This is a genomic window from Eggerthella timonensis (assembly GCF_900184265.1).
Lineage (GTDB): Bacteria > Actinomycetota > Coriobacteriia > Coriobacteriales > Eggerthellaceae > Eggerthella > Eggerthella timonensis.
On sequence record NZ_FXXA01000002.1, the window covers coordinates 1,472,626 to 1,495,372 of the forward strand.

The window sequence follows — 22,747 nt, forward strand, 5'->3', positions numbered from 1 at the left end:
CATGGCTCGTTTATTCGGCACGGATGGCGTGCGCGGAGTCGCGAACAAGGAACTGACGTGCGAGACGGCCTTCAGGCTGGGCCAGGCCGCCGTGGCGTTCCAGGGAAAGACCATCCTCATCGGCAAAGACACGCGCCTGTCCGGCGACATGCTGGAAGCGGCCGTTGCGGCGGGCATCATGTCGATGGGCGGCACGGCGCTCTTGGCCGGCATCATCCCGACGCCCGCCATCGCGCTCTTGGTGCGCGAGCTCGTCTGCGACGGCGGCATCGTCATATCCGCTTCGCACAACCCGCCCGAGTACAACGGCATCAAGCTGTTCGACGGCCAGGGCTTCAAGCTGCCCGATGCGGTGGAGGACGAGATCGAGGCCTTCGTGGCCGCGGGCGGCCCGCCGGCCGAGGAGCTCCCGGGCGGCGACGAGGTGGGCGTGGCCCTGCCGGTGGAGGATGCCTGCGAGCTCTACATCGCGCACGCCGTGTCCACGGTGGCAAACGAGGGCATCGATTTCACGGGCCTCAAGGTGGCGCTCGACGTGGGCCATGGCGCTTCGTGCATGACGAGCGCCGAGGCGCTGCGCCGTCTGGGCGCCGAGGTCGTCGTGGTCAACGAGGACTTCGACGGCACCGACATCAACGTGCAGTGCGGCTCCACGCATCTTGAGCCGCTGCGCGCGCTCGTGGCCGAGACGGGCGCCGACGTCGGCATCGCGCACGACGGCGACGCCGACCGCGTCATGCTCATGGACGCCAAGGGCAACGAGATCGACGGCGACGTGGTGGAGGCCGTGTGCGCCATCGACCTGCACAAGCGCGGTCTGCTGTCCGGCGGCACCGCCGTGTCCACCGTCATGTGCAACCTCGGCCTCACCCACGCCTTGCGCGATGCGGGCATCGAGCTCGTCCAGACGAAGGTGGGCGACCGCTACGTGCTGGAGGCCATGCGCGAGGGCGGGTTCATCCTGGGCGGCGAGCAGAGCGGCCACATGATCTTCCTCGAGCACAACTCCACGGGCGACGGCCTCGTGACGGCGCTCCAGTTCCTGGCCGCGTGCCAGCGCGCGGGCTCCACGATCGAGGAAGCCGCGCGCGCGATGACGCGCTTCCCGCAGACGCTCATCAACGTGCGCGTGGGCGACAAGCATGCCGTGGACGGCAACGCGGCCGTGCAGGATGCGGTGCGCGCCGCCGAAGCCGAGCTGGGCGACTCGGGACGTGTGCTGCTGCGCCCTTCGGGCACCGAGCCGGTCGTGCGCGTCATGGTCGAGGCTGCCAGCGCCGAGGAGGCCGAACGCCACGCGCGCGCCATCGCCGACGTGGTGGAGCGCGAAGTCTAGCCTCGTTGCCATCGCCCGGCGACAACGGCCCCGGCACGCACCGCGCGTCGGGGCCGTTTCACGTGGTGGCGACGAAAGGCACGTGCGCCTTCGCACGTGTCGTTGGACTGCGCTTCCTGTTCGGCTGCGCAATCAAGACGATCTGGGAGGGAGACGGAGGGGGAGACGGAGGGACGGGGTAATTGTCTCATTTTGCCTGCAAAATGAGACAATTACCCCGTCCCTCCGTCTCCCCCAATCAGTCGGCGAGCGCCACGCGCGCGTGAGTTGGCGCCGTTTCGGTTCCTGCGGATCCGCTCGCGCCTGCCGCCTGCGCCCGCGCGTCGGCCTGCATGCGGCGGAAGTTCCAGAACGTCACCGCGAAGCAGATGAGCGCGTACACGAGCGTGATCGATGCTTTCGCGGAACCGAAGGGCGGCAACACGCCTGTCCTCGAGATCAACGAGTAAGCCATGATCAGCAGAAACGGCAGCAACATCGCGTACTCGCTTTTGAAGTAGCGAGTCAGGTCGAGCTCCTGTTTGCGCAGCGCGCGCTTGCTGACCACGAACAGCGCGATGCCCGCGTGCATGGCGACGAGGGCGACGAAGAACCATGGCTTCTCGAGGAACTGCATGACGGTCAGGCAGCCGAACGTGACGATGGCGGCCGTCAGAAACAGGGCGAGGCCGCAGACGGGATTCTTTTCGGACATCGAGCGTTCCCCTTCGGTTCGGCGGAGCATGCCTCCGCACGGCGTTTTGGCCATGATACGGGATGCGACGGCGAACGGCGCGCACGAAGCGCGATTTCAAGGGGAAAACGGAACGACCGCAAGCGGGATCAAGCGGCGACCCGCCCGCTCCACTATAGTACGCTTGCGTAGTCGAAACGAGGAGAGCGGGCGCATGTACGAGTGGCATCAGCACATACAGGTGATCGTCGACGAGATCGATGCCTGCATCAAACGGCACGACGACGAGGCGCTCGCCCTGAGCGCGCTCTCCCGCAGGCTGGGTTATTCCGAGTTCCACGTGACGAGGAAGTTCAAAGAGGTATCGGGCATGTCGTTTCGGGACTACCTGCGCCAGCGCAGGCTGGCCTTCGCGCTCAAGGAAGTGCGCGACAGCGAGCGCAGCATGCTCGACATCGCCTTCGACTACGGCTTCTCTTCGCACGAGGCGTTCACGCGGGCGTTCAAGGCGGCGTACGGCATCGTCCCCAGCGAATTCCGCAAGCGCCCCGCGCCGGTCGTGCTTCGTACGAAGATCAACCCGTTCGACCGGTACATTTTAGGATTAGGAGAGATCGGCATGGTGAAATCGAACGACGACGTCAAAACGTACTTCGTGACCATCCCCGCGCATAAGTTCCTGCACGTGAGGAACGGCGAGAGCAACGGGTACTGGGACTTCTGGCGAAAGCAGAGCCTCGTGCCCGGGCAGGATCACGAGACGGTGTGCGGCCTGCTCGACAGTATCAAGGGCAAGCTGGACGACAACGGCGGCAGCGAGGCGGACAGCAGCGGCGGGCACGTGATGGCCTACATCGGCGACCCCGGCGGAAGGCTGTGCGATTGGGGCTTCCCGCGCGTCGAGTGCTACGGCGTGCGCCTCCCCGCCTCCTACGACGGCGCGCTGCCGCCGAACCTCACGATGATGGACGTGCCGGAGGCCGAGTACCTCGTGTTCGAGCACGGCCCGTTCGACTACGAGCAGGAGAACCGCAGCGTGGAGGGCAAGATCGAGGAGGCGATGGCGACGTTCGACTTCGACGGCACCGGCTACCGCTTCGACACCGATCCGGGGCGCGTGCTGTACTTCTACCACGATCCGGAGCGCTTCTGGAAGTACGTGAGGCCGGTGAAAAAGGGCTAGGCCGCAAGCTTTCGGCGGGGGCGTCGCCTGGGAACGCGCGCCCCGCGGGCCGCGCAACGCGCGAGCTTCTTCCCGTCAACGCTTCGACGCGGTCCCTTGCGCGACGAACGCGCTCGTGGGATCGTGGACGGTGCGACACGGACGCGGCCGCGACCTGCCGCCGGTCGACCGCAGGCATCGTCGGACCGCGCTCCTGTCGCATCATTGACGAACGAACGCCCCCGGCTCTTCGGAGCCGGGGGCGTTTCTCATGCGATGCGGAATACGGTCACCTGCGTGCGAACAAGCTGAGGAAGCGCACGAACAGGCTCGGCTTCTTGCGGGGCGGCGGGGCCGTCGCGAGGCTGCGTTCGCGCTCCGGCTGCGCCTGCGGCGCCGCGACGGGCGGCTCGATGGCGTCGGCCTCGAGCGCCGGCTCGGGCTCAGGTGCGGGCTCGACGGTTACGGGCGCCGCTGCCGCCATCGGCTCAACCGGCTTTGGCTCGACTGCGGCGGCCGCCGGCTCTGCCTCCGGCTTCTCGAACAGCTCCTCGTTCACGGGCACCTCGCTGCGCGGCGCGCTGCGGCGGTTCGCCTCGCGGGCGGCTTCCTCCTCCGCCGCTTCGAGGCGGCGCTGCTGCGCGCGCTTGATGAAGAACTCCTGCGACTCGAACAGCGTGGTCGTGCCGTCCTCGGCTTCTTCGGCGAACGCTCCGAGCGGGGTATAGCTCCGATCCGGAAGCAGCTCGCGCAGCTTCGCCGTGTCGCTCATCGATACGTCCAGGTAGCCGAGGATCTCCTCGCGCAGCCGGTCGTTCAGCACGGGCCAGGCGATCTCGATGCGCTTGTCCATGTTGCGCGTCATGAGGTCGGCGCTCGACAGGTACAGCTTCATGCTGTCGCGCGGGCCGAACCCGTAGATGCGGCTGTGCTCGAGCAGCCGGCCCACGATGGACACGACGCGCACGTGGTCGGTGTAGCCCTCGAGCCCCGGCACGATGCATGAGATGCCGCGCACGAACAGCGTCACCTCGACGCCCGCCTGCGACGCCTCGACGATCTTCTCGATGACGTCCTTGTCGGTGACGGAGTTCGTCTTGAAGAACAGCCCGCACGGCTCACCGGCCTTCGCGCGCTCGATCTGGGCGTCGATGCCCGCGAGGATCATCGGCTTGATCTGCAGCGGGGCCACCCACATGATGTCGTAGTTGTCGGAGGTGTTCTCCAGGCCCATGTTGCGGAAAAACTCGGTGGCGTCGCGTCCGAACGTCTCGTCGGTGGTGATGAACGACAGGTCGGTGTAGAGCTTGGCCGTCTTCTCGTTGTAGTTGCCGGTGCCCAGCTGCGTGATGTGCTGCAAGCCGTGCTCGGTCTGGCGCGTGATGCAGCAGATCTTCGAGTGCACCTTGAAGTCGCGGAACCCGTAGATGACGTTGCATCCCGCCTGCTCGAAGCGCTGCGACCACTCGATGTTGTTGCTCTCGTCGAAGCGGGCGCGCAGCTCGAACAAGGCGGTCACCTCCTTGCCGTTCTCGGCGGCGGCGATGAGCGCCTCGGCCAGGTGCGACTGACTGGCCAGGCGGTACAGCGTGATCTTGATGGAGATGACCGCAGGGTCGTTCGCGGCCTCGCGCAAGAGCTGCACGAAGGCGTCCATGCTCTCGTACGGGTAGCTCAGCAGCACTTCCTTCTCGCACACCTGGTCGATGATGCGGCGGTTGCGGTCGAGGCAGCCCGGCCACTGCGGCGTGAACGGCGTGTTCGTCAGCTCGGCGCGCTTGCCCTCGGGCAGACGGCCGGCCAGGCCGAACGTGTAGCCCATATCGAGCGGAACCTTGGTGACGTAGGCCTGGTACGGCTTGAGGTTCAGGCGCTTGAGCAGCAGCTTCTCCAACGTGGGCGACAGCGGGCGCTCGCTTTCGAGCCGCACCGGCGCCAGGCGGGAGCGCTTCTTGAGGATGCGCTTCATGTGCTCGCGGTAATCCTCGTCGTTCTCGTCGGTGCCTTCGGTGGCGTCGAGGTCGGCGTTGCGCGTGACGCAGATGACGTTGGTGTGCTTGATGGCGTACATGGAGAATATCTCGTCGGCCACCATCTCGATGGCGTGCTCGAGCAGGATGAACTGCAGCCCGTCGCCCGGCAGGGCGATCACGCGCTCGCACTGGCGCGGCATGGGCACGAGCCCCAGCGTCACGCCCTCGGCGCCGAGGTTCTTCGCCTTCTCCTCCTTGGTCGCCTTCTCGCCGTCCTTCGCCTTGGGGGCCTTCTTCTTGGCGCCCAGCTCCTCGTTGAGGCGCAGCACCACGTACAGCGCGCCGTTCTCGAGGTGGGGGAACGGATGGCGCGAGTTGATGATCTGCGGCGACAGGAACGGCATCACGTTCTTGTGCACGTAATCGGACAGGAAGGCGCGCTGGCCGTCGTCGAGGTCCTCGGGGCGCAGGCTGCACACGCCGCGCTCGCACAGCAGCTTTCGCACGGTTTCGTAGGTGCGCTCCTGGATGGGGTACAGCTCGTGGCAGCGCGCATAGATGGCCTCGAGCTGCTCGGTCGGCGTCATGCCGGACTTCGAGTCGATGATGTGCTTCTTCACGAGCGACAGGTCGGTCAGGCTGCCCACGCGCACCATGAAGAACTCCTGCAGGTTGCTCCAGAAGATGGAGATGAAGTTCAGGCGTTCGAGCAGCGGGACCGTCTCGTCGGCGCCCTGGTCGAGCACGCGCTCGTTGAAGGTGAGCCACGACAGCTCGCGGTTCTGCATGTACGGCGCCTTGGCGGGCGCGTCTCCCTCGACGGAGGGGCTCGCGCCCTCGACTTCGTCGACCGAGGCGCGCATCTCGTCCGCGCGCGTTTCCGCGAGCGGGACCGGCGCTTGGCCGACGGGTGCCTCGGTGGTGGTGTCGGTGGCGGATTTCTTGGCGGTGTCCATGAACGTCCCCTTCCCGTAAACGCTCGCTTCCTGCATGCGTCGCTACCGCAGCATGCGGTCGATCAGGTATCCCTCGCGTACGCCGTATTTGCATACCTCGAGGCGATCGGCTCCGCATGCGTCGAACAGCTCCAGAAGAATGATGCAGCCCGGCACGAGCGTGTGCACGCGCTCGGCCGAGGCCTTGAGCGCGGTGTGCGCGAACGTGTCGGGATCGGTGCGGCACCATTCCAGTATCGCATGAATTTCCCGTTTCGTCATGGTTTTCGGACGGGCGAGGGCGCCGGTGGCTTGAGCGTGCATTTTGGCGGCCGCTCGCACGCTGCCGCCGATGCCGAACAGCGCCTCCGAGCGGTACGCGTCCGGGCGCGGCAGCGCGGCGAAGCGCTGTCGGAACGCGGCGGCGATGGCGTCCATCTCGCCGGGGGTGGGCAGGATGGCGCGCACGTGCTGGGCGAACGACGAGAGCGAGCCCTGCCCGATGCTCGCGTTGTCGAAGTCGCGGCCGTGATCGATGCGCGTGAGCTCGGTGGAGCCGCCGCCGATGTCGACGAGCGTGCCGCGCTCGACCGAACGGTCGCACGTGGCGCCGACGAAGCCCAGGTGCGCCTCGTCCTGCGCCGACAGCAGCGAGATGGGCAGCTCGGCGCCCTCCTCGATGGCCGCGACCGCTTCTTCGCAGTTCGAGGCGTTGCGGATGACGGCGGTGGCGAACACCTCCATCTTCTCGCAGTTGAAGTACCGCGCGCGCTTCGCGTGGCCGCGCAGCACGCTGATGGCGCGGTCGATGCCGTCCTGGGTGAACGTGCCGTTCACGACGTAGGCCGACAAGCCCGCCATCACCTTGTCGTTGATGAGGCTCTTGAAGTCCTTGCTCGTGTACGTGCGCTTGTGCGCGTCCTTCACGTCGTACACGACGAGGCGTATCGAGTTCGACCCGAGGTCGACCACCGCATAGTTGGGCATCGGTCCATCCATCCGCAATCAGGCGGCTCGCCTGGGGCGATCCGCAACGTGCTCCATCCCTCCATTGTAGGCGTACCCGTGTTATCCGGCCAGAAGCGAGAGGAACTGAAAGCAGGATTTTACTTTTCTCCCTCCTCGGGGCGAGGTCGTCGGCTTCAATCGGATCGTGAACCCCGCCCCGAGCCCCGAGCGAGCGGTGCCTCGGCCCGGCTCTCCGGGAACCTTGTGGTACTATGAACCTCTCGAAGGAAAGGAAGCGCCCATGCTGGAGACCGTCGATTTCTCACTCGAACCGCTTTCGAAAGACGTCTACAAGGCGCGTCGCGACGAGCTGATGGAGCGGCTCGTGGTGCTGCAGCAGCGGGCGCGCGTGCAGGGCGTGGGGCTGGTCGTGCTGTTCGAGGGGTGGAACGGCGCCGGTAAGGGCAGCCGCATCTCCGACCTCATGTACCATCTCGACGCACGTGCCACCAGCGTGTACGTCACCGAGAACCTCGACGTGAAGGCCGCGCGCTCGTTCGCGGGCGGCGCGCACGGCGTGACGGGCTTCTACCCGGTGATGCAGGAGTTCTGGAAGGGACTCGGCCAGCGCGGCACCATCTCGTTCTTCGATCGCGGCTGGTACACCGCCGCCGTCCAGCACATGCTGTACACCGAGTTCGGCAAGCTCTCGCTCAAGTCGTCCAAGCGCAAGGACCAAAAGGCCGTCGCAGCCGCCATGGCCGAGGCGCGCGACGAGCGCCACATCGACGTGCTGCGCCGCTACCTCACCTCGGCGTCCGACTTCGAGCGCCAGCTGGCCGACGACGGCTACCTTGTGGTGAAGTTCTTCGTGCACGTCACGAAGGAGGCGCAGAAGAAGCGCCTCACGCGCCTGCACGACGACCCCGCTACGCGCTGGCGCGTGGGCGAGGACAAGCTGGCCACCATCGGCAACTACGAAGAGGCGTACCGGCTCTACGACAACCTGCTGAAGGGCAGCGACTTCTCGTTTGCGCCGTGGAACCTCGTGAACGGCGAGGACAAACGCCGCGCCAACATCCAGATCGCCGAGACGCTGGTCGATGCGCTCACGGGCGCGCTCGACGCCGCGCCCGATGCGGAAGCCGCCGCGGCCGCCGCCAAGGCGCAGGCCAACTCGGCGGGCGCCCTCGATGAAGCGCCGCTGTTCGGCCGTACTCCCGAAGAGGAGGCCCGCGTGCGCGAGGAGGCCGAGCGCGCCGCCGCCGACGCCGCCGCCCGCGCCCCGCGCGTATCGCGCTTCCGCCAAGTGGACGACCCGCCGCGTCTCGAGCGCATCGACCACGCGCTCGTGCTCGATCCCGGCGAGTACAAGGTGCAGCTCAAGGCGGAACAGGAGCGCCTCAACAAGCTGGAGATGGAGATGTACCAGAAGCGCATCCCCCTCATGATCATGTACGAGGGTTGGGACGCGGCGGGCAAGGGCGGCAACATCAAGCGCGTGGCCCAGGCGCTCGACGCCCGCGCCTACACCGTTTTCCCGAGCCCGGCCCCCACGAAGCCGGAGCTTTTGCACCCGCACCTGTGGCGCTACTGGACGCGCCTGCCCAAGGCGGGCCATGTGGGCATCTACGACCGCAGCTGGTACGGCCGCGTGCTCGTGGAGCGCGTCGAGGGCTTCGCTTCGGTGTCGGAATGGACGCGGGCGTATGACGAGATCAACGAGTTCGAGCGCGACCTGGTGCGCTGGGGCGCCATCCTGCTGAAGTTCTGGGTGGACGTCAGCCCCGAGGAGCAGCTGCGCCGCTTCCACGATCGCGAGGAGGATCCCGCGAAGCAGTGGAAGATCACCGACGAGGACTGGCGCAATCGCGACAAGTACCCCCAGTACAAAGCCGCCGTCGAAGATATCTTCCGCCTCACCAGCACGCCGTTCGCCCCTTGGATCGTCCTCGAGAGCGACGACAAGCGCTACGCGCGCGTCAAGGCGCTTAAAATTATCAACGATGCCCTGGAAGCGCGCTTGCGCGAAAACTGAGATCGCGTTACTATGGGCAGCAGTACTCAAAACGACCGTGCGCATGCGCGCGCTTGAACGAAAAAAGGGGTAAACAGCCATGACTCTGTTCGGAATCACCGTGCCTATGGAGGCCATCTGGGTCATCGTCGCCATCATCGTCGTTGTCATCATCGGTTTCATCGCGAAGGGCTTCATCGACGAGATGAAGAAGTAACCGCTCCGGCGAACAGCGGTTTCCGATCGTGAAAATTGCGTTTTTGCGAACATCGCGCCCCCATCATGGGGGCGTTTGTTTATTATGATAACGGTCTGGCGACGACGGAGTTCCGTCATCCGACGATCATCCGAAAGGTGAACATGCCCGAGTATCGACAGTATCCCGATCCCGCTTCGAGCGGGCGACATGCGCAGCAGCCGCGCACGCCGAGGGGCGCCGCGCCGCAGGCGCGAGCGGGGGCGCAACCGGGCGCCTACCGTCCGGCAACCGCGCAGCATGCCGCCTACCGCCCCGCGCAGCCGAACCGTCTCCGATCGAACGGCGGCGGAGGCAACCCGTACCAACAGCATCCGAACTACCAGCAGCCCGGCTCCGGGCGCCCCAAGAAGAAGGGCGGCCCGTGGCGGGTCGTGTTCTGGATCGCGCTCGTGGTGTTCGTCGTGGCCCTGGCGGCGCTCGGCGCCATCGGCTTCAGCTATTGGCAGGGCCAGCAAACCTACCAAAGCGTCGCGGAAGAGGGCTTCACGCCCCCTGACGACATCGCGGCCACTCCGCTCGAGGAATTCACGGTGGACTGGGACGCGCTCAAGGCCATCAACCCCGACACGGTGGGCTGGATCTACATCCCCGGCACCGTGGTGAACTATCCCATCGTGCAGACTACCGACGACGTGAAGTACCTCACGCACGACTTCAAGGGCTCGGAAGGATGGATCGCCACGTTCGGCGCCATCTTCCTGTCGGCCGAGAACGCAAGCGATTTCTCCGATCCGAACAACATCATCTACGGGCACCACCTGAACGACGGTTCGATGTTCGCCTGCCTGGCCGACTTCGGCGATGCGGCGCAGTTCGACGAGCACCGCACGGTGTACATCCTCACGCCCGAGGGCAACTACCAGCTGAACACGTTCGCGCTCGTGCACGTGGCGGCCGACGATCCGTTGGCTCAGACGCAGTTCGCCGACGAGGCCGAACGCGTCGCCTACGTGCAGGACAAGATCGACCGCTCGGTGGTGGCCGCTTCCGACATTCCCGAGGCCGCCGACATCGCGCACACCTTCGCGCTGGCAACCTGCGACAACCTGCCCTCCGATGGGCGCTACGTGCTGTACTCCTACGTGGCGGCTAGCACGGTGGGCGAGGGCGGCGACGGGGTCGTGGACCCCGATGCCGCCGCAGCCGTGGATTCCGCGGAACAGGAGATCGCTTCATGAGCACCTCCATCCTGCCGGGCGAGCGCCCCGACCGCCTCGAGGAGGAATGCGCCGTGTTCGGCGTGTTCGCTCCGGGCGAGGACGTGGCGCGCATGACGTGCTTCGGCCTGCAGGCGCTGCAGCACCGCGGGCAGGAGAGCGCGGGCATCGCCGTGGGCGACGGCGAGACCGTCATGGTGGCGAAGGACCTGGGCCTCGTGACCCAGGTGTTCGACGAGGCCAGCCTGGCCGCGCTCGACGGCTTCGTGGCGGTGGGCCACGCGCGCTACTCCACGAGCGGCGGCGCCGCGTCGTGGGAGGCCGCGCAGCCGCACATCTCGGCCATCGACGACGTGCTGATCGCGCTCGCGCACAACGGCACGCTCATCAACACGAACGCGCTGCGTACGCGCCTCATCGACGAGGGCGTGCAGTTCCGCTCGGGCACCGACAGCGAGGTGGCGGCGAAGGCGATCGGGCAGGTCACGCAAGCTACGCACCACCTGCGCAACGGCATCCGCCGCGCCATGGAGGACCTGTCGGGCGCCTACGCCATGGTGCTTGCCAGTCCCGACTCGCTCTACGCCTTCCGCGATCCGAACGGCATCCGTCCGCTGTGCATTGGCGCGCTGCCCGACGGCCGCGGCTGGGTGGTGTCGAGCGAGACGTGCGGCCTCGACATCGTGGGCGCACGGTACGTGCGCGACGTCGAGCCGGGCGAGATCGTACGCTTCAACCGCGACGGCATGTACGCCGAGCAGGGCGTTCCCGCCCGCGCATCGGCGGCGTGCATCTTCGAGTACGTGTACTTCGCGCGCCCTGACAGCGTGATCGACGGGCAGAGCGTGTACCAGGCCCGCCGCGCCATGGGCCGCATCCTGGCGCAGGAGGCGCCTGTGGAGGCCGACCTCGTGCTGGGCGTGCCCGACTCCGGCGTGCCGTCGGCCATGGGCTACGCGCACGAGAGCGGCATCCCCTACGCCGACGGCATCGTGAAGAACCGCTACGTGGGGCGCACGTTCATCGAGCCCACCCAGGCCATGCGCCAGCTGGGCATCCGCTTGAAGCTGAACCCGCTGCGCTCGGTGATCGAGGGGCAGCGTCTCGTGGTCATCGACGACAGCATCGTGCGCGGCAACACCTCCAAGAAGCTCGTGGAGATGCTGCGCGATGCGGGGGCGGCGGAGGTGCACCTGCGCATCGTGAGTCCCGAGGTGATGTGGCCGTGCTTCTACGGCATCGACACCGACACGCGCGACCAGCTGATCGCCGCGAACATGAGCCTCGACGAGATGAACGCATGGATCGGCTCGGACTCGCTGGCTTTCATCTCGCTCGAGGGCCTGCGCGCATCCGTTCCCGACGCGCGGCGCCAAGGGTTCTGCGACGCGTGCTTCACCGGCGACTATCCGGTGGCCATCCCCGAGGCGGTGGCGAAGAAGAGCTTTCTCACGAAGAGGGATTTCGACGAGACGTACGGCGAAGGCGCGGCGGGTTAGACGCGTCCTCGCACGAAAGAGCATGACAGTGGGGGGATCGCCCCGACATGGACGATACGGCACAAGGAGCCAAGATGACTGAGAGAATTACCGTAAGCGCGACGCAGACCGACGACGGCCCGCACATGCCCAGCTGGATGGACGAGGATGCGGTGACCTACGCGCAGGCGGGCGTGGACACGGCCGAGGGCGCGCGCGCCGTCGAGGCCATCAAGGGCGTCGTGCACGACACGTACCGACCCGAGGTGGTGGGAGACATCGGCGGCTTCGGCGGTCTGTTCTCCATCGCGGCGGCCAAGAACATGGACGACCCGCTGCTGGTCAGCGGCACCGACGGCGTGGGCACGAAGCTCAAGGTGGCCCAGCTGGCCGGCAAGCACGACACGGTGGGCATCGACCTCGTCGCCATGTGCGCGAACGACATCCTCGCCACGGGCGCCGAGCCGCTGTTCTTCCTCGACTACGTGGCCATCGGCAAGCTTAAGGCCGAGAACGTGGCCGAGATCGTGGCGGGCATCGGCGAGGGCTGCAAGCAGGCCGGGTGCGCGCTCATCGGCGGCGAGATGGCCGAGCACCCCGGCGTCATGGACCCGGACGACTACGACCTGTCCGGCTTCTGCGTGGGCGTGGTGGATCGCACGAAGATGCTCGATCCGGCGGCCGTCCGCGAGGGCGACGTGCTGATCGGCCTCGCGTCGAGCGGCCTGCATTCCAACGGCTACTCGCTGGCGCGCAAGGTGTGCGTCGAGGGCAAGACCCACTACGAGCTGCGCATAGAGCGCGAGGAACTGGGAGGCGCGAGCCTTCAGGATGCGCTTTTGGAGCCCACGCGCATCTACGTGAAGCCGGTGCGCGCCGTGCTCGCAGCCTGCGAGGGCGCCGTGCACGCGCTCGCGCACATCACGGGCGGCGGCATCTCCGAGAACCTCGACCGCGCGCTGCCGAAGACCTGCGCCGCCGAGGTCGACTTGGGCACGTGGCCGGTGCCCGCCATCGCGTCGTTCGTGTGCGACGCGGCGCACCTCGACGAGGCCGAGGCGCTCAAGACGTTCAACATGGGCCTCGGCATGGTGCTCATCGTGGACGCCGCGCGCGCCGACGAGGTGGAGGCCGCGCTGACGGAGGCCGGCGAGGCCACGTACCGCGTGGGCCGCATCGTGGCGGGCGAGGGCGAGGTGCGCTACACGGGCGACGGCGCGCTGTACGGGTACGGCGCCGACGCGGAGGCGTAGGGCGATGACCGGACCGCTTAAGATCGGCGTGCTGCTGAGCGGCAGCGGCACGAATTTGCAGGCCATCATCGACGCGGCGGCCGACGGGCTGCCGGTGGAGATCGTGCACGTGGTGTCGTCGCGCCCCGACGCGTACGGCATCGAGCGCGCGCATCGGGCGGGCATCCCGGTGACGGTGCTCAACCGCGACGTGTACGCCGACCCGATCGAGGCCGACAAGCGCATCGTCGAGACGCTGCGCTTCGCCGATGCGGCCTACGTGGTGATGGCGGGCTACATGCGCAAGGTGACGCCGGTGCTGCTCGACGCGTTCCCCGACCGCGTGCTGAACTTGCACCCGGCGCTGCTTCCCTCGTTCAAGGGCGCGCACGCCATCCAGGACGCTTTCGACGCGGGCGTGAAGGTGACGGGCATCACCGTTCACTTCGCGAACGAGGACTACGACAAGGGTCCCATCGTGGCGCAGCGCGCCGTGGAGGTGCGCGAGGACGACGCCCTCGACGACCTCGAGGCCCGCATCCACGAGGTCGAGCACGTCCTGTACCCCGAAGTGTTGCGCCTGATAGCCGAAGGCCGCGTAACCGTAGGCGAAGACCGCAAGGTGCATATTAACTAGCTCCATAACGCGCGGAGGGATTAGCGGGTCAACCGTACTCTCCGCGCGTAAGCTCGTCGTCCATCCAGGTTGTCTTTTGCCGGCAGCCCTCAGCTCAAAGGAGTCCCTCATGAACAAGGAAGTCCTTCAAACCATCATCGCCGCCCTCCGCGAAGGCCGCACGCCCGTCCTGCGCGTCGAGGACTTCCCCTGCTTCTCGCCCGAGGCCACCGAGGGCAACAGCCACGTCGACCCGTCCTACCTCGACGTGATCGCGGCACGCCTCACGACCGACGACGTCCCCACGTTCGAGCGCGCCCTGCGCGCCATGGAGGAAGGCGACCTCGCCTGGCTTGGCTTCAAGATCGTCTACGATGCGGACGAGGCCCCGCGCAACATCGACAACGAAGTGACGAAGAAGTACGGCGACGAGGGCTCGGCCGACGGCGAGCCGCTCGTGTTCTTCTGCAACGACGCGAAGGAAGTCGTCGCCGCGCGCCCGTATTCGCCGCGCGATCTGTTCCAGATGAAGGACGTCACGCGCGGCCCCTCGATGCACAACGAGCAGTTCGAGGGCCTCACCTGGGCGAGCGTGCCGCTGTTCGACCAGGTGCGCGTCTGGCTGCTCGGCGCGTCCGACGCCGCGAGCGAGGTGGCGGCGCTCGCCGACCACGTGGGCTTCGCGGTGACGGTGGTCGACTACGATCCGGCGTACGTGAGCGAGGCGCGCTTCCCCCGCGCCAAGCGCATCGTGCTCGAGGGCGGCAACTTCGACGCGCTCGACGAGCTCGACGCTGCGCCCGAAGACTACGTGTGCGTGCTCACGCGCGGCCACATGTTCGATCCCGAAGGTTGCGTGTGGGCCGCGAGGCACCACGTGCACTACGTCGGCATGATGGGGTGCGCGGGCAAGAACGACCGCGTGCACGAGCTGGTGCTGGCTGCCGGCGCTGCCGAGGAGGACTGGGAGCGCGTCAAGCGGCCGATCGGCCTCAAGTTCGGGGCGAAGACGCCTGCGGAGCTGGCCATCGCCATCGTCGCCGAGCTCGTGGACGTGCGCTACCGCCAGCGCTACAGCGCCGATGCGCGCGAGCGCCACGAGCAGAGCCTCGGTCGCTAGCATGCAGATGGGAGCATACGACGCGCTGATCGTTGTCGACGTGCAGACCGCGCTCGTCGAGGCGCACCCTTCCGACGAGGAGCGCTTCATCGCCTCGGTGGCCGCGCTGATCGAGGCGTGCCGCTGCAACGGCGTGCCCGTGGTGTACGTGCTGCACGACGGGGGAGCGGGCGACGAGCTCGAGCGCGGCACGGACGGCTGGCGGGCGTATTCTGCCGTTGCGCCGCAGGGCGGCGAGCCCTGCGTCAGCAAGCGCTTCAACAGCGCGTTTCGCCGCACGGGGCTCCACGAGATGCTGCAATCCTTCGGTGCGAAGCGCATCGTCATGTGCGGCATGCAGACCGAGTTCTGCTTCGACGTGTCCGTCAAGGTGGCCTTCGAGCTGGGCTACGACGTGACCGTGCCGCGCGAGGCCGTCACCACCTTCGACGGCGAGTTCGCCTCCGGAGCCGCGCTCACCGCCTATTTCGAGGACCGCATCTGGGACGGCCGCTTCGCCCAGGTGAAAGACACGGATTCCGTCGTCGAGGAGCTCGCCGCTCGCTGACCTGCCCTTCGTGCGCTTTCGCTGGATATGCGCGCGCCTCTTAGCCCGCCTCGCGGCCAGGGTGGTACCATGCGTCGAAGGAGATTGGACTGCATGGGGCCGTTCAGTCGCAGACAAGAGGAAAGGATGTAAGGCCATATGAGCAATCCTAAGGTCAAGCGCGTGCTCGTGTCCGTCACGGACAAGAGCGGCGTTGCGGACTTCGCCCGCGCGCTCGTCGACGAGTTCGGGGCGGAAATCATCTCGACGGGCGGCACCGCCCGCGCGCTCAAGGACGCCGGCGTGCCGGTCACGCCCATCGACGACGTGACGCAGTTCCCCGAGATGATGGACGGCCGCGTGAAGACGCTGCACCCGCGCGTGCACGGCGGGCTTCTGGCCAAGCGCGACAACGAGGCCCACATGGCCCAGGCGGCCGAGCACGGCATCGAGATGATCGACATGGTGGTGGTGAACCTCTACGCCTTCGAGAAGACGGTCGAGAGCGGCGCCGACTTCGGCACCTGCATCGAGAACATCGACATCGGCGGCCCGTCCATGCTGCGCTCCGCGGCCAAGAACTTCGAGAGCGTGGCCGTGGTCACGCGCCCGGAAAGCTACGACGCCATCCTGGCCGAGATGCGCGCCAACGACGGCGCCACCCTGCGCGACACGCGCGCCAAGCTGGCGCTCGACGTGTTCGAGACCACGGCGGCCTACGACGGTGCCATCGCCGCGTGGATGGGCGCCCAGCTTGAGGGCGAGGGCGACGTGAAGTTCCCGGCCGACCGCACGGTGCGCCTCACGAAGGTGCAGGACCTGCGCTACGGCGAGAACCCGCACCAGAGCGCCGCGTTCTACCGTCGCGACGACTACGCCGACGCGCCGCACAGCCTGGCCCACGCCAAGCAGCACCAGGGCAAGGAGCTGTCCTACAACAACTACCTCGACCTCGACGCGGCCTGGACGGCCGTGCGCGAGTTCGACGAGCCGGCCTGCGTCATCGTCAAGCACCTCACGCCCTGCGGCGTGTGCCAGAACGACGACCTCGTCGAGGCCTACCAGCGCGCGCACGCGTGCGACCCGGTGAGCGCTTACGGCGGCGTCATGGCGTTCAACCGTCCTGTCACCTCCGACGTCGTGGTTGCCATCTTCGACAACAAGCAGTTCGTCGAGGCCATCATCGCTCCCGAGTTCGCGGGCGACGCGCTCGACATGTACAGCGCGAAGAAGAACGCGCGCCTCCTGTCCACGGGCGGCGTGAACCCGGCCGGCGGGGAAGTGGAGTACCGCTCCGTCGAAGGCGGCCTCTTGTGCCAGGACTCCGACGCCGTGGCCGAGGATCCCGCGACGTTCACGGTGCCGACGAAGCGCCAGCCCACCGACGAGGAGCTCGCCGAGCTTTTGTTCGCGTGGAAGGTGTGCAAGTCCATCAAGTCCAACGCCATCTCCATCACGAAGGGCCATGCGACCATCGGCGTGGGCGGCGGCCAGCCGAACCGCGTGAACTCCGCCCGCATCGCCGTCGAGCAGGCGGGCGAGGAAGCCAAGGGCGCTGTGGCGGCCTCCGACGCGTTCTTCCCGTTCCGCGACGGCCTCGACGCGCTGGCCGAAGCCGGCGTCACCGCCATCATCGAGCCGGGCGGCTCCATCCGCGACGAGGAAGTCATCGCCGCCGCCGACGAGCACGGCATCGCGCTCGTCTTCACCGGCCATCGCCACTTCCGCCACTAGGAAGGCTCCGGCGGCCCGATCGGCCGACCATCGGCACTCATCGAGCGGCCTCCTCCGGGAGGCCGCTCGTGCGTTCGGCCCTCGCGTCCCCCGCAGGATCGCACATTCGCCCGAACCGCACGCTCCAGCGCCGATATCCGTGCGTTTCGGGCGAATGTGCGTCCTCCGATGGGGATCTGCGCGTTTGTGGATGTTCTCTGACGGGATGATGGCGGGGAAAGGGCGGCGCGTATAGTGGGGGCATGAAGAAATCCGAAGCGCTCAACATCCTGGGGCTGTCAGACGGCGCGACCGACGACGCGGTCAAGCAGGCCCATCGCAAACTGGTGATCGCGCATCATCCCGACAAGTTCCCGCTCGGATCGAAGGAGCGCGAGGACGCCGAGGAGCTCACGAAGCGCATCAACGAGGCGCGCGACGTGCTGCTCAACCGCTCGTGGACGCCCGAGTTCGACCCGCGTCGCGACCCGCGGCCCTACGCGAACCCCTATGCCCACCCCTCCGGCGCCCCGGGCGCCGGCGCGAGCGACCCCTTCGCCGGCTGGCCGTTCGGCCAAGCGCCCGGCCAGGGGCAGGGCCGAACCACCTACGTGTGGACGTCGTGGGACGCGCCGCGCTCCGGTGCCTCCGGCGCGGGCGGCGGCCAGCCGTTCGATCCCTTCGATCCGTTCGCGCCCTTTCGCGCGTCGGCCGAACCGCGCAAAACCCCGCAGGAGGCCCTCGACGACGTGAAGCGCGAGCTCGGGCGCGAGAGCCTCGTCGTAGCTGGCAAGGTGGCGCTTTTGGGAGTGTCGGCGCTGGTGGGAACCGTGGCAACCGGGCTGTTCCTGTACGTGGTGATCTCCATCGTCTACGGGCTGTGGAAGCGCTTCGGCTCCTGCCTCATCGGGGTCATCGTCCCGCTCGTGCTGCTCGGCGCGCCGCTCGTGTTCATCATCGCGCCTCGGCAAGGGGCCGTCACCGCGGGGCTCGCCGTGGCGTTCCTGTTCGCCGTGCTGTTCGACGTGGTGAACGTCCGCAACCTTGCGCGCACGTACCGCGTCGCCCGCCGCGCAGCCTCCTGAGGCGGCGGCGCGATCCGAGGGGTTTTCTGCGCGTCGCCAGCGGGAGGCATCACGGCTTTAGCCGCACGTGATCCTTCGGCTTCGACCGCTTCGACGCTTCCGCTCAGGGCGACATCCTGCATGGCGGTTACCGCCTGGCACGGATCGCGCGTTATGAACGATTCTCGAAGGGCTTTTCAGGGGCACGCCAGAGAAACCCCAGGTCGAAAAATCCTTCCCCTGCGTAGAATCGTTCATAACGTGCAATCTCTGCCAGGCGGCGTCAATGTCGCGATCAACGCGGCTGCCGTGAGGGATGGCAAGCGCGTGGTGCCGTTTCCCCTTCCGCTTGCAGCGCTTCGCCTCATGCTATACTGAATCATTCCATCATGGTTCAGATAAGGGGGTCGCTGGTTGAAGAAAGCGCTGCTGCTCGTCATCGGCATCGTCGCAGTATGCTTTCTCATCGCGAACGCCGATTATCTGGCGAGCTTCCTCGCGACGCTCAAGACCGGCGCGCTCGTGCCGCTGGTCGTGGCCTGCGTGCTCATGCTGGCCCGCCACCTCGTGCAAGCGGCTTCCTACGACGCCGCCTTCGAGGCCGTCGGCCATAAAACCGGGTTCTGGCACAACGTCGTGCTCATCTTCTCGCTCGTGTTCATCAACACGTTCTGCCTGTTCTCGGGCGCGACGGGCGTGGCGTTCATCATCGACGACGCGCACCGCACGGGCGCGGACGCGGGCACGTCCACGAGCGGCGCCATCCTCTCGCAGATCGGATACTTCGCCGCCATCCTCGTGATCTCGGTCATCGGCTTCCTCACCATGCTCTTGTCCGGCTCCATGAACACGCTGTTCCTCGTCGGCGGCCTCGCGCTGGCGGCGGTGCTGGCGGCGTTGTCCAGCATGTTCGTGGTGGGCTACCGCAAGCCGCGCATCCTGTTCCGCCTGTTTTTGGGCATCGAGTCGCTCATCAACAAGGCGCTCGGCCTGTTGAAGAAGCATCTCAAGCCGGCATGGGGCCGCAAGATGGCCGGCTCGTTCATCTCGTCGGCCGGCATCCTGGCGAAGAACCCGCAGGGCACCCTGATCACCGTGGCGTACGCGTCGTTCTCCGCCATCCTCAACATGGCGTGCCTCGTGGCCATCGGCTACGCGTTCGGCTTCGAGAACGTGGCCGCGCTCGTGGCGGCGTTCGCGGTGGCGGCCATCTCGGTCATCCTCAGCCCCACGCCGCAGGGCGTGGGCGTGGTGGAGGCGGCCATCGCGGCCATCCTCACGGCGCATGGGTGCTCGCTGGCCACGGCAACGGCCATCGCGCTCGTGTACCGCGGCATCATGTTCTGGATCCCCTTCTGCATCGGCGCGCTGCTGCTGGGCCAGTCGGGCTTCTTCGCCGACAAGAAAAGCCCCACCGAGGAGCAGCGCGCGAAGGACACGGCGTGGCTGTCGGGCACCGTCGTGCTCATCGTGGGCCTCGTGAACTTGGGGCTGGCGCTCATCCCCCAGACGTTCGAGCCGTTCACCACGCTCACGGACTGGATCAACATCGGCGGTCTGCTCATCGGCCCGGTCCTCATCGGGGGCAGCGCCGTGCTCATCGTGCTGGCCGTGGGCCTCATCCTGCGCTTCCGCACGGCTTGGGCGCTCACGCTGGGCGTGCTCGTGCTGGTGGCGGGCGCCGAGTTCCTGTACGTGAACACCGTGCAGGTGGCCGTGGCGGCGCTCGTGCTGGTGGTATGGCTGTTCTGGAAGCGCGACGCGTTCGACCGGCCCATCGTCCCGCACGACGACGCCCCGCGCCTCGTGCAGGAGTTTCGCGAGAACCTCGAACGGTTCCGCGCGTGGCGCGCCGCCCGCGCGGCGGGGGAGCCCCCGCGCGCCGGCATCGGCAGCGCCCTTTCCTCGCGTCGCAAGGAATACGGCGCTCAGCCGCACGTGAAAAGGAAAACGGGTTGGGAACGGCGCGCTGAAAAAGGCGCGGAGATCATCCGCGAGGCCGGCCATGAGGGTATACTGCCTTTTGGCGACGATGCCGAACCGGTTCCTGCGGGCGGGGCCGCGGCGTTGGAAGCCGATGCTGCACCGACGAAGGAGGAGTCAAACCATGATCGTGCTCGATGAGCCCTATGTGTCCGAACCGCTGATCGCCTGGCTCGAGGAGTCGCAGCACCCCGTGCTGGACAACGGCTTCGCGCACGCGGCTGGCGCCGGCCGTTCCCTGAACCTCGTGCCGGCCGAGGAAGCCGTGTCCCGCATCGACGCAGGCGAGCGCGTGTACACGAACTCCGAGAACGCCCTGGCCTGGATCGTCGAGAACGCGCACAACGACAGCCTGTCGCGGGCCATCGGCCTGTTCAAGGACAAGGCCGCCATGCGCGCCGCGCTGGCCGGCCTCGATCCCGACCTGTTCTTCAAAACCTGCTCGGTTGACGAGCTGTTCAAGCTCGACTTCGCGCAGCTGCCCGCGCCCTTCGTGCTGAAGCCCTCGGTGGGCTTCTGCAGCATGGGCGTCTACGCCATCCAGGACCGCGAGGACTGGGAACGCGCCCTCGCCGACATCCAGAAGAACGCCTCGTCGTGGCACGAGATGTACCCCGAGAGCGTGATCGGCGCCGGGTCGTTCATCCTCGAGGGCTACCTCGAGGGCACCGAGTACGCACTCGACGCGTATTTCGATGAGACGGGCCGCGCGCATATCCTGAACGTGCTGCGCCACGACTTCGCCTCGCCCGAGGACACGTCCGACCGCATGTACGTGACGAGCGCCCCCATCGTGCGCGACACGTCCACGATGTTCACCTCCTGGCTCGACCGCGTGAACGCGCTCATCGGCGCGCGCAACTTCCCCGTGCACGTGGAGGTGCGCGTATCGGACGGGCACGTGAGCCCCATCGAGTTCAACCCGCTGCGCTTCGCGGGCCTCGGCGGCACCGACGTCAGCTGGTACGGCTACGGCTACCGCACCTACCAGGCGTTCCTCGAGGACGACGAGCCCGACTTCGACGCGGCCTTCGCCGACAAGGCCGACAAGGTGTACTCCATGTCGCTGCTGAACGCGCCGGCCGACGCCACGGGCGACGAGGCGTTCGACTACGACGCGTTCCTCGGCCGCTTCTCGCACGTGCTGGAGATGCGCCCCTTCGACGTGAAGCGCGTGGGCAACTACGGCTTCCTGTTCCTGGAGACGGACGCGTCCACCACCGACGAGCTGGACTTCCTCATGCGCTCGGATCTCAAGGAGTTCCTCCGCTAGGGCGGGGGAGCGGACGCGCGCGGGCACCCCGGTGAAGCTCAACATCCGAAACCTGCTGATCGGGCTGGTCATCGTCATCGTGCTGGCCGTGGTGCTGCTGCGCGGCGACCAGCTGGTCGAACTCGTCGAGACCATCAAGAAGGGCGCCGTCATCCCGCTCATCGCGGCGGTGTGCACTCAGCTGGGCAAGTACTTCGCGCAGAGCTTCTCGTATTCCTACTGCTTCGAGGCCGTCGACGAGCACATGAGCCCGCGCGAGACGCTGCCCCTCGTGTTCGGCACGTTCTTCGTGAACACCATCGCGCCGTCGCTCAACCTGGCCGGCACCACGCTCGTGGTGGACGACGCGCGCCGCCGCGGCATCGCGCCGGGCAGGGCCACGAGCGCGGCGCTGCTCATGCAGATCACCGTGGACTCGGGCTTCGCCACCATCATGCTCATCGGATTCGCCATCCTCGCGGCCACGGTGGGCCTGTCGCCCCTGTGGTTTTTGCTGGGCCTCTTGGTCATCGCGCTCGTCAGCGTCATGGTGCTCATCCTCGTGCTGGGCCGCAAGCGCCCGGCCCTCGTGCTGAAGGCGCTGCGCCCCATCGAGCGGCTCGTCGACCGCATCCTCGTGCGCTTCAAGAAGAAGCCCCTCGACCCGTGGGTCGAGCGCATCGTGGGGTCGTTCTCCGACGCCGCCGGCCTCATCGCGCACAACCCGAAGACCACGGCGAAGGCGTTCGGCTGCTCCATCGCGGCCAGTGCCTGCGAGCTGGCCTGCTTCAGCCTGGTGGGCGTCGCGTTCGGCGTGCATCAGCCCGAGCCGCTCATCTGCGGTTACGTGGTGGCCACGCTGTTCGCCATGATCTCCATCACGCCGCAGGGCGTGGGCGTGGTGGAAGCTGCCGTCGTAGTGGCGTTCACGTCGTTCGGCACGTCGGGCGCGGCGGGGCTGTCCATCGCGCTGGTGTACCGCGGCATCGTGTTCTGGATGCCGTTCCTCATCGGCGCCATCCTCATCCAAACCACCAAGACGTTCAAGCACGACGCGAAGCGGGCCGTGCGCGACCAGAAGGGAAAGGGCTCGCTGCAGGGCGCCACCGCCATGGCCAAGCGCCTTGACGAGGATGCGGTCCCCGTGCGGAGCGCCGTGCCCATGCGGCAGGACGCGCCCGTTTCCGCCCCGCAAGCGCAGTCCGCGGAGTCCGCATCCGAGCCGCGCAGCCCCGAACAGGACGAGTCTCCGCGCGACCGCTGATCCGTTCTCGCCGTCCGCTCGACGCGTGCGCGCGCCTGT

At 67.3% G+C, this 22,747-nt stretch carries 17 protein-coding genes; 14 read left to right on the top strand and 3 right to left on the bottom strand.

Features of this window, described 5'->3' with window-relative positions; genetic code table 11:
- Position 1: 1 nt before the first annotated feature.
- On the top strand, positions 2 to 1,336 hold the full coding sequence (gene glmM / locus C1A15_RS06090) for a phosphoglucosamine mutase (protein WP_101721720.1): 1,335 nt from the start codon (positions 2 to 4) through the stop codon (positions 1,334 to 1,336).
- Positions 1,337 to 1,574: 238 nt separating this feature from the next.
- Here glmM and C1A15_RS06095 read toward each other — a convergent pair whose 3' ends face one another.
- The gene (locus C1A15_RS06095) at positions 1,575 to 2,030 is read right to left on the bottom strand and encodes a hypothetical protein (protein ID WP_101721721.1); all 456 of its coding nucleotides are present in this window, start codon (positions 2,028 to 2,030) and stop codon (positions 1,575 to 1,577) included.
- Between the two features lie 193 nt (positions 2,031 to 2,223).
- Here C1A15_RS06095 and C1A15_RS06100 point away from each other — a divergent pair, with 193 nt between their 5' ends.
- Positions 2,224 to 3,192: a helix-turn-helix transcriptional regulator gene (locus tag C1A15_RS06100; RefSeq protein ID WP_101721722.1), complete on the top strand. Its 969-nt coding sequence runs from the start codon at positions 2,224 to 2,226 to the stop codon at positions 3,190 to 3,192.
- Positions 3,193 to 3,460: 268 nt separating this feature from the next.
- On the opposite strand, the gene ppk1 is transcribed toward C1A15_RS06100, so the two are convergent.
- Positions 3,461 to 6,100, bottom strand: a complete 2,640-nt coding sequence (gene ppk1 / locus C1A15_RS06105) for a polyphosphate kinase 1 (RefSeq protein WP_101723726.1) — start codon at positions 6,098 to 6,100, stop codon at positions 3,461 to 3,463.
- Positions 6,101 to 6,142: 42 nt separating this feature from the next.
- Entirely contained in the window at positions 6,143 to 7,066 is a 924-nt protein-coding gene (locus C1A15_RS06110) for a Ppx/GppA phosphatase family protein (RefSeq protein WP_101721723.1), read from the bottom strand.
- 262 nt (positions 7,067 to 7,328) lie between these two features.
- On the opposite strand from C1A15_RS06110, the gene C1A15_RS06115 reads away from it, so the two are divergent.
- The 12 genes from C1A15_RS06115 to C1A15_RS06170 all read left to right on the top strand — a co-directional run bounded on the left by C1A15_RS06115 (position 7,329) and on the right by C1A15_RS06170 (position 22,708).
- Positions 7,329 to 9,065: a polyphosphate--AMP phosphotransferase gene (locus C1A15_RS06115; protein WP_101721724.1), complete on the top strand. Its 1,737-nt coding sequence runs from the start codon at positions 7,329 to 7,331 to the stop codon at positions 9,063 to 9,065.
- Between the two features lie 339 nt (positions 9,066 to 9,404).
- Positions 9,405 to 10,481 (top strand): class B sortase, encoded by a 1,077-nt coding sequence (srtB, locus tag C1A15_RS06120; protein ID WP_101721725.1) that lies wholly within the window; start codon positions 9,405 to 9,407, stop codon positions 10,479 to 10,481.
- Positions 10,478 to 11,959, top strand: a complete 1,482-nt coding sequence (purF, locus tag C1A15_RS06125; RefSeq protein WP_101721726.1) for an amidophosphoribosyltransferase — start codon at positions 10,478 to 10,480, stop codon at positions 11,957 to 11,959. The genes srtB and purF overlap by 4 nt, the downstream gene beginning before the upstream one ends.
- A gap of 74 nt (positions 11,960 to 12,033) precedes the next feature.
- On the top strand, positions 12,034 to 13,191 hold the full coding sequence (gene purM / locus C1A15_RS06130) for a phosphoribosylformylglycinamidine cyclo-ligase (RefSeq protein ID WP_101721727.1): 1,158 nt from the start codon (positions 12,034 to 12,036) through the stop codon (positions 13,189 to 13,191).
- A gap of 4 nt (positions 13,192 to 13,195) precedes the next feature.
- Positions 13,196 to 13,807, top strand: a complete 612-nt coding sequence (purN, locus tag C1A15_RS06135; RefSeq protein ID WP_101721728.1) for a phosphoribosylglycinamide formyltransferase — start codon at positions 13,196 to 13,198, stop codon at positions 13,805 to 13,807.
- 109 nt (positions 13,808 to 13,916) lie between these two features.
- Positions 13,917 to 14,906 carry an XdhC family protein gene (locus C1A15_RS06140; RefSeq protein ID WP_101721729.1) on the top strand — a complete coding sequence of 330 codons (990 nt, stop codon included), beginning with the start codon at positions 13,917 to 13,919 and terminating at the stop codon, positions 14,904 to 14,906.
- A gap of 1 nt (position 14,907) precedes the next feature.
- Positions 14,908 to 15,453: a cysteine hydrolase family protein gene (locus C1A15_RS06145; protein WP_219618183.1), complete on the top strand. Its 546-nt coding sequence runs from the start codon at positions 14,908 to 14,910 to the stop codon at positions 15,451 to 15,453.
- A 138-nt stretch (positions 15,454 to 15,591) separates the two neighbouring features.
- The gene (purH, locus tag C1A15_RS06150; protein ID WP_101721730.1) at positions 15,592 to 17,166 is read left to right on the top strand and encodes a bifunctional phosphoribosylaminoimidazolecarboxamide formyltransferase/IMP cyclohydrolase; all 1,575 of its coding nucleotides are present in this window, start codon (positions 15,592 to 15,594) and stop codon (positions 17,164 to 17,166) included.
- A gap of 242 nt (positions 17,167 to 17,408) precedes the next feature.
- Positions 17,409 to 18,230, top strand: coding sequence for a J domain-containing protein (locus tag C1A15_RS06155; RefSeq protein WP_101721731.1), 822 nt, complete (start codon positions 17,409 to 17,411; stop codon positions 18,228 to 18,230).
- Positions 18,231 to 18,623: 393 nt separating this feature from the next.
- Entirely contained in the window at positions 18,624 to 20,333 is a 1,710-nt protein-coding gene (locus C1A15_RS06160) for a lysylphosphatidylglycerol synthase transmembrane domain-containing protein (protein WP_101721732.1), read from the top strand.
- Positions 20,317 to 21,465, top strand: a complete 1,149-nt coding sequence (locus C1A15_RS06165) for an ATP-grasp domain-containing protein (protein ID WP_101721733.1) — start codon at positions 20,317 to 20,319, stop codon at positions 21,463 to 21,465. The genes C1A15_RS06160 and C1A15_RS06165 overlap by 17 nt, the downstream gene beginning before the upstream one ends.
- 31 nt (positions 21,466 to 21,496) lie before the next feature.
- Positions 21,497 to 22,708: a lysylphosphatidylglycerol synthase transmembrane domain-containing protein gene (locus C1A15_RS06170; protein WP_245864946.1), complete on the top strand. Its 1,212-nt coding sequence runs from the start codon at positions 21,497 to 21,499 to the stop codon at positions 22,706 to 22,708.
- Positions 22,709 to 22,747: the final 39 nt, after the last annotated feature.

What these genes read in the sequence shown, in the direction of transcription:
- C1A15_RS06145 (WP_219618183.1), top strand. Translation starts at nt 14,908, where the DNA reads ATGCAGATGGGAGCATACGACGCGCTGATCGTTGTCGACGTGCAGACC.
- C1A15_RS06115 (WP_101721724.1), top strand. Translation starts at nt 7,329, where the DNA reads ATGCTGGAGACCGTCGATTTCTCACTCGAACCGCTTTCGAAAGACGTC.
- C1A15_RS06140 (WP_101721729.1), top strand. Translation starts at nt 13,917, where the DNA reads ATGAACAAGGAAGTCCTTCAAACCATCATCGCCGCCCTCCGCGAAGGC.
- purH (WP_101721730.1), top strand. Translation starts at nt 15,592, where the DNA reads ATGAGCAATCCTAAGGTCAAGCGCGTGCTCGTGTCCGTCACGGACAAG.
- purF (WP_101721726.1), top strand. Translation starts at nt 10,478, where the DNA reads ATGAGCACCTCCATCCTGCCGGGCGAGCGCCCCGACCGCCTCGAGGAG.
- C1A15_RS06095 (WP_101721721.1), bottom strand. Translation starts at nt 2,030, where the DNA reads ATGTCCGAAAAGAATCCCGTCTGCGGCCTCGCCCTGTTTCTGACGGCC.
- C1A15_RS06110 (WP_101721723.1), bottom strand. Translation starts at nt 7,066, where the DNA reads ATGCCCAACTATGCGGTGGTCGACCTCGGGTCGAACTCGATACGCCTC.
- ppk1 (WP_101723726.1), bottom strand. Translation starts at nt 6,100, where the DNA reads ATGGACACCGCCAAGAAATCCGCCACCGACACCACCACCGAGGCACCC.
- srtB (WP_101721725.1), top strand. Translation starts at nt 9,405, where the DNA reads ATGCCCGAGTATCGACAGTATCCCGATCCCGCTTCGAGCGGGCGACAT.
- C1A15_RS06165 (WP_101721733.1), top strand. Translation starts at nt 20,317, where the DNA reads ATGATCGTGCTCGATGAGCCCTATGTGTCCGAACCGCTGATCGCCTGG.
- glmM (WP_101721720.1), top strand. Translation starts at nt 2, where the DNA reads ATGGCTCGTTTATTCGGCACGGATGGCGTGCGCGGAGTCGCGAACAAG.
- purM (WP_101721727.1), top strand. Translation starts at nt 12,034, where the DNA reads ATGACTGAGAGAATTACCGTAAGCGCGACGCAGACCGACGACGGCCCG.
- C1A15_RS06155 (WP_101721731.1), top strand. Translation starts at nt 17,409, where the DNA reads ATGAAGAAATCCGAAGCGCTCAACATCCTGGGGCTGTCAGACGGCGCG.
- C1A15_RS06100 (WP_101721722.1), top strand. Translation starts at nt 2,224, where the DNA reads ATGTACGAGTGGCATCAGCACATACAGGTGATCGTCGACGAGATCGAT.
- purN (WP_101721728.1), top strand. Translation starts at nt 13,196, where the DNA reads ATGACCGGACCGCTTAAGATCGGCGTGCTGCTGAGCGGCAGCGGCACG.